The organism is Kribbella sp. NPDC059898 (genome assembly GCF_042730855.1).
Taxonomy (GTDB): domain Bacteria; phylum Actinomycetota; class Actinomycetes; order Propionibacteriales; family Kribbellaceae; genus Kribbella.
The window spans coordinates 15,341-28,906 of sequence record NZ_JBHWKR010000021.1 but is presented as its reverse complement, the minus strand read 5'-3'; the positions used below and the strand labels follow the sequence as shown (position 1 = coordinate 28,906).

Genomic DNA, 13,566 nt, shown 5'->3' with positions numbered 1-13,566 from the left:
CACGGGAGTGGCGATGGAACTGGGACGCTACGGGATCTGGCACGCGGGGCACCACCACGGCCCGGAGCTGGCGGCCGGACTCGAGCGCGCCGGGTACGGCACGCTCTGGCTGGGCGGCTCGCCGGAGGCGGGCCTCCGCGACGCCGAGGTGTTGCTGGCCGCAACGTCTTCGGTTGCCGTCGGCACCAGCATCGTCAACATCTGGAAGTCGCCGGCGGCCGAGGTCGCGGCGTCGTACCACCGGCTCGAGGACGAGCACCCCGGGCGGTTCCTGCTCGGCGTCGGGATCGGGCACCGGGAGGCGACCGGCGAGTACAGGTCCCCGTACCGGACGATCGTCGGCTACCTGGACGAACTCGACGACGCGAAGGTGCCGGAGGACCGGCGGGCCCTCGCGGCGCTCGGCCCGAAGGTGCTGCAGCTGTCCGGCGCGCGGACGGCCGGCGCGCTCCCGTACCTGGTCACGCCGGAGCACACCCGGGAGGCGCGGCGGATCCTCGGCGGCGGCGTACTGCTGGCGCCCGGGCAGGCGATCGTGCTGGAGACCGATCCGGAGATCGCCCGCGCGACCGGCCGCGACTGGCTGGAGCGGTACCTGCAGCTGAGCAACTACACGACCAACTTCCAGCGGCTCGGGTTCACCGCGGAGGACTTCGCGAACGGCGGCAGCGACCGGCTCGTCGACGCGATGGTGCTGCACGGCTCCGCGGTCGAGGTCGCGACCGGCCTGAAGGCACACCTGGACGCCGGCGCCGACCACGTCGCGATCCAGCAACTGGGCCACGAAGGGATCGATCTGCTGCCCGGCTACGAGGCGCTCGCGACCGTGCTCGGATAGGTCTTGATTCCCGGCTGAAACGGGGGAACATCGGCAGTAGGTGCACCACATCGGTGTGGTGCGCGTTGGAGGTGTTTCCCCATGACTGAGCGGCACGAGTTGCGATGGGGCGGCTTCGCCGGACTGGCCTTCGTCGTCCTGGCAATGCTGGGCAGGTTCCTGCCCGGTAACCCTCCGACGGTCGGTGACTCGGACAGCACGATCTCGAGCTGGGTCAGCGACCACCGGACCACGATCCTGTTCAGTTCGCTGTTGTGGGCGGCCGCCGCCGGGTTGGTGATCTGGTTCGCGGTGGCCTTCGCCGAGGCGATGCGCGAGCGGGCCGAGCGCAGCGACGTCCACCTCGCCCTGATGGCCGGAGCGGTCCTGGTCGGCGGCGCGATCTTCGTGAACGCCGGCATGCAGGCCGCGCTGGCGTCCGGGATCAGCGGGCGGGATGCGGCGATCACGCTGTCGATGTTCCAGCTCAGCGCGCTGACGACGACGCTGATCGGCTTCGCCGCGGCGCTCCCGCTGGGCGCGGCCGGCATCGGCGTACTGCGGACGCACGTGATGCCGGACTGGCTCGGCTACCTGTCCCTGCTGGCCGCCGTGGTGTCCTTCCTCGGCGCGTTCGGTGTGTTCGCCACCAGCGGCGCGTTCGTGGCGGGCGGCTGGTTGATGAGCACCGTCCCGTTGCTGGTGTCCGCGATCTGGGTGCTGGCGGCGAGCGGCTACATGGTCCGCGAACACCTCCCGGAGCTCACCACCGGCCCGGAGACCGCCGTACCGCAGATGTGAACTAGGAGGGGTGGCCTGTCGGCAGCGGCAGGATGGGGGCTCCTGGCAACGTCTGCCAGGGTCCCCAGCCGCTGCTCGGGGCGACCTGGACGCGTTCGCGCAGTACGCCGTCCGGCGACACGGCGAACACGTGCTGACGGCCGCTCGCGTCCACGATCACCGTGGGGCCGGCTGCGACCGGCTGTGTGTCGAACACCTCGCTGCTGCTCCACGTACCGCTGGTTGGTGTCGTCTGCCAGCGGTGCGTGATCTGTGCGCCACCGGGCGGGATGCAGAACATCTCGAGCCGGCCGTCCGCGTTGACCGCGGTACGCGCGGAGGCGTCGGCCCACGAGTCCGCCTGCTGCCAACCGGCCCAGCCACCGCTCGGTGCGGCCTGCACTCTCCTGTGTACGCCGGTACTCACCGGAGCGAGCGCGAACACGTTGAGCAGCCCACGGCCGTCGCGGTTGACCGTACTGAGTGCAGCAGCCGGTCCACCGAACGACGTGTCCCAGGAGCTCCAACCGCCGTTCGGTGCGTTCTGCCAACGGTGTGCGACGTACGCACCGCCAGGGCCTAGCGCGAAGACCTCCATGCGGCCGTCTGCGTTCACACCGACGACCGGTGGTGCTCCAGCTGGGCCGCCGAAGCTCTCCCAGTCACTCCAGGTTGTAGAGCCGCCCCCGTTCTGCCAGCGGTGCGTGATGTACGCCCCGGCCGGGCCGAGCGCGAACACCTCGAGACGGCCGTCCGCGTTGCGTGACACGGTCGGTGCGGCACCTGCAGCGCCTCCGAACACCTCCCAGTCGCCCCAGGTCCCGTCTGCTCGCTGGACGCGGTGGATGAGGCCCTGATCCTTCGCAACCGTGAAGAGCTCCAGCCTGCCGTCCGTGTTGCGGCCTACGGTCGGCACGGTGGTCACCTCGTCACTGAACAACTCCCAGTCCCCCGGCAGCATCCGCCGTACGATCCGGTGGTTGTTGTCGAGGGCAAACAGTTCGATGGCGCCCTGCGGGTTCAGGCCGGCGGCCGGGTTGTCCGGGCTGTGCCAGACAGGCGGCGTACTGCGCCATTGCAGGTCGGCCAGGTAGATACCGTGCTGGAACGAGCCTGCCGCGGTCACGTGGTCCCCTACGACCTCAATGGCGTGCCCGGGGACGTGGCCGGCGTAGTTGGACAGCTGGAAGTTGAACGGGTCGGTACTGCGGAACACATCGGTACCGACGTACCCGAAGCGTGGGCCGATGAACAGGTAATAGGTGCCGTCGCGCTCGACCACGACCGGCGATTCGGTGACCGAGGCGTTCGCGTCGGTGCTCGGGTCGGTGAAGACGGTCCGTGCGGCGCTCCAGTGGATCAGGTCGGTGCTGGTGCGGGCCGCGACGATGTGGTTCGACTGCCAGTCCTTCAGCTCGCAGTAGTACATGACCCACTGGTCACCGATGCGGGTCACGTACGGGTCCCGCGCGACCAGGCCGCGGAACACCGGGCCTTGCGGGATCCGTGTCCAGGTGAAGAGGTCCGTGGACGTTGCCAGGTTGATCGCACAGCCGTTACCGCCGGCGGCGTAGTACATGTAGTACGTGCCGCCGCTTTCGATCACATGCGGCGCCCAGAGGTGTACTTCGCCGTAGTAGTTCGGGTCGACCGTCAGTACGGGCGGCTGCGTCGTCCACGGCCCGTCCAGCGCGGGAGCGGTCGCGTGCGCGAAGTGGATCTCCTTCGCGCCGTCGGGGAAGCCGCCGGGCGGTGCGGAGTCGCCGATGATCCCGTACAGGTGCCACGTGCCGTCCGGGCCCTGGACCACGCAGTGGTCGTTCAGGTACTCGTACGGCGGCCCGTCCGGCGTCGGGTCGTACACATGCCGCAACGGCCCGGCCCCTACCCACGCCAACGCCGCCGCCTCCGCGGGTAGCCCGATCAGCCCGGTGGCCGCCAGCCCTAGTCCGCCCAGCACCACAGTCCGCCGCCTCAGCTCCATCAGCCACCTCACGGAAATCGATTCCCCGCAGCGTGACCGTTCGCCCGGCACCCCGTCAACCAGTGAAACCACGACCGAAACTTCTCCGCGCCCCGCCGCTGCGGCAGAGTGCGGGCATGACCTCCGACTACCACCGCCGGCTCCCGTACGGCGAGCGCCTGTCCGCCGAGCCGCTCGTCGGCCACCCGTTCTTCCCGTTCGAGGGCGACGTCCAGGTGGTACCGCTGGACGAGCCGGTGCTCCCCGAGCCGCCGCGCGGTGGTGAGAACGGCGAGGACTGCTGGTCGTGCGCGGACCCGGACCGCGACGTGATCTGGCGGGACGCCCAGTGGAAGCTGAAGGCGTTCAAGCCGAGCGGCTTGCCGTTCGTCGCGATCCTCGAGCCGCGGACGCACTACCGCCTCGACAACCTGCCGCCCGAACTCACCGCCACCCTCGGCCCGACGATCCAGCGGGTCGCGAAGGCGATCCAGGACCTCGACCCGGTCGCCCGCACCCACTTCAACCGCTGGGGCGACGGCAGCGAACACTTCCACCTGTGGTTCCAGGCTCGCCCGCTCGGGATGATGCAGCTCCGCGGCGCGATGATCGCGGCCTGGGACGACCTGTTGCCGCCGATCCCCGCGGACGAGTTCGCCGCGAACGCCCGTCAGGTCGCCACCGCCCTGGCGCAGGGCGGCGGCGAGGCGATCAGCCGCTAGCGAGCGTGAACAGGCGCAGGTCCCGGTTCTTGGGGAGGGTGATGCTGACCGGGGTCTGAGTCAACGTGACGGGGGCCGTGGCGAAGATGTGGGTCGTCACGTTGTCCTTGCCGCCGCCGGACTCGTTGCGGTACGGCGTCGTGGCGACGATCACGTTGCCGTAGTGCAGGGTGTCGCCGCCACCGCCGAGGGTCCAGTCACTGAAAGACAGGTCGATTTGCGACGTCGTACCGTCCGCGTAGTTGAGCGTCGCGGTGGTCTGCTGGTTGCCGTTGACGGCGCTGCCGATGAAGGACAGCTTCGTCGTACCGGCGGGCAGGTTCAGGTTGAGCAGCTGGCCGTCGGCGGGCACGTTGTCGGGGTCGCCGGACGGTACGTCGGGCCACGTGAAGCTGAGGCCCTGCACGGTGCCTGTGCCGCCAGGAGTCAGCCCTGCTGCGGCCAGCGCCTGGCGGGAGTAGCTGACGCCGCCGCCGTCGTAATCGGCCTCGGTGTGGTCGCCGTTGTCGTCAGAGATGCCTGCACCTTCCCGTAGTACGAAGAACGAGTTCGGCTGGCCCACGACCACGGTGAAACCGACCTGTGGCAAGGCGGTTCCGTCTGCTGCCTTCATCTGCACTGTGACCGCATAGCGGCCGTCTGGCGTGCCGGCCGGGGCGGTAATAGTGACCGCCGCACTCCCCTTCTGGTCCACATGGAAGGTGCCCGTAGCAGGCGTTGCTGTGAGGCCTGCGGGCGCGTTAACCGTGTAGGTGACGTCCTGTGCGGTTCCACTCAACCGGTGCGCCTGCAGCTTGATCGATGCACTGGTACCGGGAGCCACGACAACTCGACTGGTGTCGGTAGAGGTCTGGAACAGGATCTCGCCGGTCCGCCACGACGGCGGTGCCTGCCCGGTACCCCAGCTCTTGTTGGCCGTCGTACCAAGAGTGAAGTCCAGCGTTCCCCCGTGCTGCACAAAGGATTCCGGCAGCCACGGCTGGTTCGTAGGCTTCCCGTTGACCTTCAAGGACTGCACGTACTGCGCGTCCGCGCCGGGAGCGTTGATCCGGATCGTCTTGCCGCCGTCGCGGTGGATCACGGTCCGCTCGAACAGCGGAGCAGCAACCTGCAGCTCTGCCCGGCTCGGCACGTCCGGGTAGAGGCCCAGCGCGGTCCACACGTACCAGGAGGACATCTCACCCAGGTCGTCGTTCCCCGGGATCCCACCGGTGCTGGTGTTCCAGAGCTGGTTCATTGCCTGCCGCAACGTCTCCTGCGTCTGGTACGGACGGCCCGTGTAGTTGTAGATCCAGGGCGTGTTGATCGACGGCTCGTTGTCCATCTCCGCGTGCAGTTCACCCGCACCGGTCAGCGCCCAGGTCCCGTCGGGGTTCTTGAAGAACGCGTCCAGCCGCTGGTTCACCGCGTCGGTCCCGCCCATCGCCTCGATCAGCCCGGCCCGGTTGTGCGGCACCATCCACGTGTACTGCGCACTGCTGCCCTCCGCGAACCCGTCGTACGTCGACGGCGTGAACGCGGGCCAGGCACCGTTGTCGTCCCGGTTCTGCACGTAGCCGCCGTTGTCCGGGTTGAACACGTTCTGCCAGTACTGCGACCTGGTCAGGAACCTCTGGTACGTCGAGGTGTCGCCGGTCCGCTGCGCCAACTGGGCGAGCGCGAAGTCGTCGGTCACGTCCTCGAGCGTCTCGACCGCACCGCCCCACGCGTTCGACTTGGTCGGGATGTAGTGCAGCGCCAGGTACTTGTCCAGCGACGGGCGCTGACCGATCGACATCACCGGCTTACCGGCCGAGCTCAGGTCCTTCGCGGTCGGGACGCTCGCGGCCTGTACCAACGACTTCAAAGCCTTCTGAACGTCGAAGTTCGTGCCGCCGAACGCGTAGATGCCCGCCATGGCCGGCGCCGACGGGTCGCCCGTCATCACCGCAGTACTGCCCGAGGCGTGCGTCCAACGGTCCCAGACGCCATCGTTCTGTGAGGCCTGGTTGTACAGGGACTGTGCGATGTCACCGGCGCGGCGTGGTTCGAGGAGAGTCAGTAGCTGGAGCTGTGAGCGGTACACGTCCCAGCCGGAGAAGGTCGCGTACTGCGCCTGCTGCCCGCGGGACACCGTGTGCGGTTTCTGGTCGAAGCCCCAGTACTGACCGTTGACGTCGCTGAACACGTTGGGATGCAGCAGGGCGTGGTACAGCGCGGTGTAGAACGTGGTGCGCTGGTCCGTCGTACCGCCTGTCGCCTCGATGCGGCCCAGTTGCTGTCGCCAGGCCTGCTCGGCCTTCAGAGCGGTCACGTTGACCGACGTACCGCGCGGGTTCTCCGCACGGAGGTTCTGCCGGGCGTTGGCCTCGCTGACGTACGAAATGCCGATCCGCATCGTCACCTTGTCGCTCGCGAACCCGACGTACCCGCCGGAGCCCTGGTCCGCCGGCATCCAGCCGTCCTTGCCGTACGTCGTCCCGCCCCGGGCGCTCGTGCTGCCCGGCGTCACGGTCGTGTCGGTCCAGGTGCCCTGGTTCGCGAACGGCTGGTCGAACTCGGCGACGAAGTGCAACGTGTAGTAGCTGCGCTGCCCGACGCTGGCCAGGTACCCGCAGAAATTGCCGCTGGTCACCGAGCCGCTGACGGACCGGTGCGCCGGGTCGATGCTGAGCTGCGCGTCGCTCGACCCGACCTCGGAGTTCGACGTACGGAACATCAGCGTCTTGGCCTTGTCCGCCGGGAACGTGAAGGCTGCCGAACCGGTCCGGGTCGTCGCGGCCAGCTCGGCCGTCACGCCGGAGTCGAGACCGACCTTGTAGTACCCCGGCTTCGCGTCCTCGTTGGCATGGCTGAACGTCGAGGCGTAGACCGCGTCCTTCGCGTCACTCTGCGGCGAGGTCGTCACGTCGCCTGCCAGCGGGAAGATCGGGATGTCCCCCGACCCGCCCGCACAACCGGACCCGCTCATGTGCGTGAGGCTGAACCCGCGGATCTTCGTCGCCGAGTACAGGTACCCACCCGGCGCCGCCGTCCGGTAGGCGTTCCCCCGGCTCGTCTCCGGGCTGAACGAGAACATCCCGAACGGCATCACCGCACCCGGAAAGGTGTCCCCCGCGTTGGAGGTCCCCACCAACGGATCCACGTGCTCCGTCGGATCCCCCGAACTCCCGGTGATCCGGCTCTTCCCCACCGCCTCCGGCCCGAATGACCGCGCCGCCAACGGATCAGGCGGCGTCGCAGTCGTCGGACGAGAGGCCGTAGGTGACGGCGACGGTGACGGAATGGCATGCGCGGCGGGAGCAACCCCCACCACCAACGCACCAGCCAGCAGAAAACGCGACAGCACAGAACGACGCATGGGCGGACCAACCTTCACGGATGGGTGACATCGTTGTCAGCAACAAATACCCGCACCCACCGCAACCGGTCAAGCCCTCCGCGTAGTTCAGCGGTCCTTTGCGGGCCAGGGGGCGTCCGCTGGGCGGAGGGTGTCGAAGCCCGGGCCGTTGAGGGCGGTCCAGGCGGCCAATGCGCCCATGATGAGGATGGGGTTCTGGAGCTGGCCGGCCAGGACCGCGCCGACCACGTCAATGAGCGGGGCCCAGACGGTTTCCATGTCGGCTTCCTCGGCCTCGCGTTCGAAGGACTCGTCGGCGGGCGAGAGGTCGCGGGCCAGGAAGATCCGGACGGCCTCGTTCGTCAGGCCGGGCGAGGTGAAGGCGTCGACCAGGATCCGCCAGTCGGCGGCCTTGGTCGCGGTTTCCTCCCACAGCTCGCGTTCGGCGCCCAGGCGGTACTGCTCGCCCTGGACGTCGAGCAGCCCGGCGGGTGCCTCCAGCAGCTTGTGGCCGACGGGGTGGCGGTACTGGCGGACCAGCAGCATCCGGTTGTTCTCGTCCAGCGCCACCACGCCGACGGCTCCGGGATGTACGACGACGTCGCGGACGAACGGCGTACCGCCCGGGGGCTCGATGGTGTCCCGGCGGACCGAGATCACCCGGCCGGTCCGGTGCACCACCTCGGAGGCGGAGACCGGCCAGTGCTCCGGCCGGTCGGCGAGGCCGGCGCCGAACCGGAGCTCGGGGTAGTCCTTCTTCACGCCTTGACCGTGGCCTTCTTCGACGCGGCGGCCGGCTTCGGGTCCTCCACCGGGAGCCGGGACTCGCGCTGCCGGTCGAGGGCGGCCGCGACCAGGCCGGAGAACAGCGGGTGCGGCTTGGTCGGCCGGGACCGCAGCTCCGGGTGCGCCTGGGTGGCCACGAAGTACGGGTGGACGGCCCGGTCCAGCTCGATGAACTCGACCAGTTCGTGGTCCGGCGACAGCCCGCTGAACACCAGCCCGGCCGCCTCCAGCTTGTCCCGGTACGCGTTGTTCACCTCGTAGCGGTGCCGGTGCCGCTCCTGGATCGACGGAGCGCCGTACAGGCCGCGGACGATCGAGCCCTCGGTCAGGTTCGCCGGGTACAACCCGAGCCGCATCGTGCCGCCCAGGTCGCCGGAGCCGTCGACGATGTGCTTCTGCTCCTCCATGGTCGCGATCACCGGCTGCTCGGCGTCCGGGTCGAACTCGCTGGAGTTCGCCTGGTCGAGCCCGGCCAGGTCGCGGGCCACCTCGATCACCATGCACTGCAGGCCGAGGCACAGGCCCAGGATCGGGACGCCCTGCTCGCGGGCATACCGGATCGCGCCGATCTTGCCCTCGATGCCGCGCACCCCGAACCCGCCCGGGATGCAGATCGCGTCGACGTCGCCGAGCAGCCGGGCCGCCGCCTCGGGGGTGGCGCACTCGTCGGAGGCGATCCAGCGCAGGTTCACCCGGGCGTCGTTGTCGAACCCGCCCGCGCGCAGCGCCTCGGCGACCGACAGGTACGCGTCCGGCAGGTCGATGTACTTGCCGACCAGCGCGACCGTGACCTCGTCCTTCGGGTGGTGCACGACCCGCAGCAGCTCGTCCCAGCGGGTCCAGTCGACGTCCCGGAACTGCAGGTTCAGCCGGCGTACGACGTACGCGTCCAGGCCCTCGGCGTGCACCACCTTGGGGATGTCGTAGATCGACGGCGCGTCGACGGCGGCCACCACGGCCTCCACGTCGACGTCGCACATCAGCGAGATCTTCCGCTTCACGCTGTCCGGGATCGGCCGGTCGGCCCGGCACACGATCGCGTCCGGCTGGATACCGATCGAGCGCAGCGCGGCCACCGAGTGCTGGGTCGGCTTGGTCTTCAGCTCACCGCTCGGCGCCATGTACGGCACCAGCGAGATGTGCAGGAAGAACACGTTGTCGCGGCCGACGTCGTGCCGCACCTGCCGAGCCGCCTCGAGGAACGGCAGCGACTCGATGTCACCGACCGTACCGCCGATCTCGTGCAGTACGACGTCGACGTCCGGGCCCGCCATCGCGAGCATCCGTTCCTTGATCTCGTTGGTGATGTGCGGGATCACCTGGACGGTGTCGCCCAGGTACTCGCCGCGGCGCTCCTTGGCGATCACGCTGGAGTAGATCTGACCGGTCGTCACATTGGCGACGGCCGACAGGTCCCGGTCCAGGAAGCGCTCGTAGTGGCCGATGTCGAGGTCGGTCTCGGCGCCGTCGTTGGTGACGAACACCTCGCCGTGCTGGAACGGGTTCATCGTGCCGGGATCCACATTCAGATACGGATCCAGCTTCTGCATCGTGACGCGGATGCCCCGAGCCGTCAGCAGACTGCCGAGGCTGGACGCTGTCAGTCCTTTACCGAGACTGGATGCCACGCCACCGGTGACGAATACGTGCTTGGTCTGCTGGGAAGTCGAAGCCCTGTCCACGGGTCTCCAGCCTACCTCCTGTCAAGCACCGGTCGCGACGAGACCCGCGTAGATGTCGAGCAGATTCTTTGCCACCGCGTCCTCGTCCATCCATCTGGCGGCCAACTCCCGGCCCCGTGTCCGCATAGCGTTCGCCGTGTCGGGCTCGGACAGCACCGCCCGGACCCCGTCCGCCAGACCGTCCGCGTCGCCGGGAAACGCCAGTACTGCGCTGTCGTCGACCAGTTCCGGCACCCCGCCGACGGCCGTGGCGACGACCGGTACGCCGACCTGCATGGCCTCCTGGAGTACCAGTGCCCGCGCCTCCCAGTGCGACGTGAGCAGAAACACGTCCGCGGCCCCGAGAAGATCCGCCACGTCGTTGCGGTGTCCCAGCAGGCGGACCGGCAGCTGCTCGGCGTCGATCCGCGCCTGCAGGTTGTCCCGCAACGGCCCGTCACCGACGACTACGAACACCGCGTCCGGCGTGGACTCGTGTACGCGCGCCGCTACCGACAGGAGCGTCGGGTAGTCCTTCTGCGACGCCAGCCGGCCGACCGTGAGTACGACGGGCTGGTCGCGGAGGCCTAGCTCACGACGGACCGCCGCACGCGACGTACGCACCGTAGGCATCGCAGGAGCGGCTACTGGCGCCAGCTGGGCGTTACGGGCGCCGAGGCTCTTGGCCAGCTCCACGAGGTCGCTGGAGGCGCCCAGCGTCAGATCAGCGCCCTTGGCAACCAGCCGCTGCCCCATGCGCATCACCAACCCCCGTGGGCCGGGCGCGATCACCGCGTTGTGCCAAGTGACGACAAGAGGCCGCAAACGGGATCTATCCCGCAGCGCGGCCATGCCGGCCCGGTACCCGTGGGCGTGGATGACGTCGCAGCCGCGCAGCCCGGTCGCCTGGGTCACAACGGTCGCGGGCCCGAAGTCGAAGTGCTCCGCCGTACCAGGCGGGGCACACACCACGACCTCGTGCCCGGCACTGACGAACCGCGGCACCAGCGAGGCAACGTGCTGCCCGATCCCGCCCCGCGATTCCGCGAGCAGCAGCCCGATCCTCATGATTTCTCCCGTCGTACGAGGGCGCGAGCGTCCGCGCGGTCCAATGCAAGCACGACAACGGCGTACACGACGACAACGGCCAGCCCGGACAGGAGCGCGAACAGGACCGCCTTGCCGACTCCGCCGTGTCCTGCAGGCAGGGCGACCACCCAGCCCGCAGCACCCGCCAGGGCAGCACCTGCGAGCGCTGTGAGGTGCGCACGCGGCACCCCGGTCAGTACACCCGGGCCTGCCTCACGACGCAGCACCAGCAGCAGTACGAACGCCCCGACGACCATGCCGATCGACATAGCCGCAGCCAGCGCCGGTACGGCGTCCCAGCGGGCCGTGAGCACCACACCGGCTACCGCTACGAGCACCCAGGCGCCCGAGGTCACAACAGCCACCTCACGCGCCGAGTGGCGCGCGTACAGCACACGACCGAGATGCATGAGTACGGCGAACCCGATGGCCGCCGGCGCGAACGCCAGCAGGCCGTTGGCCAGTGAGGTCGCCTTGTCCGCCTGTACCGCGCCGTGGTCGTACGCGAAGATCCTGGCGACCGGTACCGCCGTACCGATCAGCAGGGCCGCGCCCGCACCGCCCGCCAGCATCACGGCCCGCGTGGAGGTGGCCGCGTACCGGTCGAACCCCTCCCCTGCCTCGAAAGCCGTTGCCAGGCGCGGGAAGACCGCAGTGGTGATCGGCACAGCCAAGACGGCGTACGGCAGGAGGTAGATCGCGTTGGCCCACGTGTAAACGGCAATGCTGCCCGCTACGCCACGGTGATTGGCCAGGTACGTCGTGACGACGAACGTGAGCTGCTGCGCGACCAGTACGGCAAGTCCGGCGAATGCGAGCCGCCGCAGTACCGGGCCGACGCCAGGGTCGAGCCTGAGCGTCGGCTTGATCGGTAGGCGCAGCACGAGCATCGGGACGAGGACCGTGAGCGCAAGCGCGAGCACACCGGCCGTGGTGCCCCAGGCCAGTACGTCGTTGGCACCCTGCGAGGCGTGGTCCGCGTCCGGAGCGGCGGCCGCGAACACGAAGTACGTCCCGACCACGACCAGGCTGGAGATCAGCGGAGCCAGCGCGCCGGCCGCGAAACGCTTGTGAGACTGGAGAACCGCGGTCGCGATCACGGCCACGGCGTACCCGAAGATCTGCGGTACGAAGATCGCCAGCATCCGGGTCGCAGTCGCCGTCGAGCCACCGCACTCGGCGCCCGGGTCCAGCATCGCGTCGGTGTACCGGCCGGCAAGCAACCACGCCAGAACGGCGACCGGCGCGAGCAGCACGAACGACCAGGACAACAGCGCACCGATGATCCGCCCCTGCGCCGCCTTGTCGTCCCGGGCGACCGGACCGGCCAGCACCGGGATCACCGCGCCCGCCAACGCGCCACCGGCAACAACCTCGAACAGGATATTGGGCAGCTGGTTGGCGGTCGTGTACGCCTCCGCCAGGCACCCCGCGCCGACGGTCTTCGAGAACACCAGCCACCGGCCGAAACCGACAACCCGCGCGAGCACGGTGACAGCAGCCACCAGCAACGCGGCCTGCGCGATCCGCGCGCCCCCGAACCCACCCGGCGAACCGTTCTGCGCGGAGGAGGTGTGCGGGGCGTCGGCCGGGCGGTCGGCGCCCCGGCCGTCTTCACTCACCGGGGTCGTCGGCCCCACTGGTCGATCTTGTCCAGGGCAGGGGTGTCGGCGATGACCTTGGTGAAGCTGACCTTCTCGCTGGCCAGGTTGAGTCCGACGACCAGTGCCAGGGCGAGCGTCTTCAGCGGGCGCGGCAGCGAGGCGGCGAGCGCCGTACCGGTGATCGCGCCGAGGCCGTTCGCGCCGCAGTCGCCGAGCATCGCGCGTTCGCCGAGGTCCGCCGGGGCCGAAGCAGCCGCGGCGCCGACGACCGCGCCGGCGGGGCCGTTGACCACGGCGAGCGGTGCGTTCAGCGCGGTCACGGCCTTCAGCGCGCGGCCCGGACGGAGATCCAGCAGGTTGGTGAGGTTCGCCGTACCGGCGATCAAGGCGCCGTCGGCAACGACCCCGGCGAAGCCCTTCACACCGCGCGACCTGCGCGGCAGCAGCGCGGCGGCGGCGATTCCGGCCGCGCCGACGCCGAGGATCTTCACCGCGCCGCTGGTCACCTCGCCGCGCCGCAACGCGCTCAGGTGGCCGCGGAAACCCTTGGCCTGCGTGGTCCCGCGCAGGTCGTCGTACGCGCCGACCGCGCCCGACACCGCACCCGCGACCACGGCGGCCGCCTTGACCTTGTTGCTGCCGCGGGAGGCGAGCACCCCGGCCAGTGCGCCGAGCACCGCGCCCGGTCCCTCGAGCAGCGTCACCGGCTCACCGCGGTGGTTCGTGCGCTCGAAGGGCTCCCGGTTCTCCTTCGGCAGCTTCTCCGCCGCGCGCTCGAGCCCGGAAACAGCGGCCGCCGCGACGGCCGCGCTCAGAAGTCCCACG

10 protein-coding genes are annotated in these 13,566 nt (G+C 69.6%); 3 read left to right on the top strand and 7 right to left on the bottom strand.

Annotated features, from left to right (window positions below; all coding sequences use genetic code 11):
• Positions 1-13 precede the first annotated feature (13 nt).
• Positions 14-838 (top strand): LLM class F420-dependent oxidoreductase, encoded by an 825-nt coding sequence (locus ACFV9C_RS40135; RefSeq protein WP_380202431.1) that lies wholly within the window; start codon positions 14-16, stop codon positions 836-838.
• Between the two features lie 81 nt (positions 839-919).
• Positions 920-1,618, top strand: a complete 699-nt coding sequence (locus tag ACFV9C_RS40130; protein ID WP_380202429.1) for a hypothetical protein — start codon at positions 920-922, stop codon at positions 1,616-1,618.
• Between the two features lies 1 nt (position 1,619).
• On the opposite strand, the gene ACFV9C_RS40125 is transcribed toward ACFV9C_RS40130, so the two are convergent.
• Positions 1,620-3,581, bottom strand: a complete 1,962-nt coding sequence (locus ACFV9C_RS40125) for a family 43 glycosylhydrolase (RefSeq protein WP_380202427.1) — start codon at positions 3,579-3,581, stop codon at positions 1,620-1,622.
• Positions 3,582-3,697: 116 nt separating this feature from the next.
• Here ACFV9C_RS40125 and ACFV9C_RS40120 point away from each other — a divergent pair, with 116 nt between their 5' ends.
• A complete protein-coding gene (locus ACFV9C_RS40120; RefSeq protein WP_380202425.1) occupies positions 3,698-4,282 on the top strand; it encodes a hypothetical protein in 585 nt (194 codons plus the stop codon).
• Here the strand turns inward: ACFV9C_RS40120 and ACFV9C_RS40115 are convergent.
• The 6 genes from ACFV9C_RS40115 to ACFV9C_RS40090 form a co-directional block, all read right to left on the bottom strand.
• Complete coding sequence (locus ACFV9C_RS40115) at positions 4,272-7,622, bottom strand: GH92 family glycosyl hydrolase (RefSeq protein WP_380202423.1); 3,351 nt, start codon at positions 7,620-7,622, stop codon at positions 4,272-4,274. The two genes, ACFV9C_RS40120 and ACFV9C_RS40115, sit on opposite strands and share 11 nt — an antisense overlap.
• An 87-nt stretch (positions 7,623-7,709) precedes the next feature.
• A complete protein-coding gene (locus ACFV9C_RS40110; RefSeq protein ID WP_380202421.1) occupies positions 7,710-8,363 on the bottom strand; it encodes an NUDIX domain-containing protein in 654 nt (217 codons plus the stop codon).
• The gene (locus tag ACFV9C_RS40105; protein WP_380202419.1) at positions 8,360-10,069 is read right to left on the bottom strand and encodes a CTP synthase; all 1,710 of its coding nucleotides are present in this window, start codon (positions 10,067-10,069) and stop codon (positions 8,360-8,362) included. The genes ACFV9C_RS40110 and ACFV9C_RS40105 overlap by 4 nt, the downstream gene beginning before the upstream one ends.
• Before the next feature lie 21 nt (positions 10,070-10,090).
• A complete protein-coding gene (locus tag ACFV9C_RS40100; protein WP_380202417.1) occupies positions 10,091-11,116 on the bottom strand; it encodes a glycosyltransferase family 4 protein in 1,026 nt (341 codons plus the stop codon).
• Complete coding sequence (murJ, locus tag ACFV9C_RS40095) at positions 11,113-12,759, bottom strand: murein biosynthesis integral membrane protein MurJ (protein WP_380202415.1); 1,647 nt, start codon at positions 12,757-12,759, stop codon at positions 11,113-11,115. The genes ACFV9C_RS40100 and murJ overlap by 4 nt, the downstream gene beginning before the upstream one ends.
• Positions 12,756-13,565 carry a hypothetical protein gene (locus tag ACFV9C_RS40090; protein WP_380202413.1) on the bottom strand — a complete coding sequence of 270 codons (810 nt, stop codon included), beginning with the start codon at positions 13,563-13,565 and terminating at the stop codon, positions 12,756-12,758. Before ACFV9C_RS40090 ends, murJ begins: the two co-directional genes overlap by 4 nt.
• Between the last annotated feature and the right edge of the window lies 1 nt (position 13,566).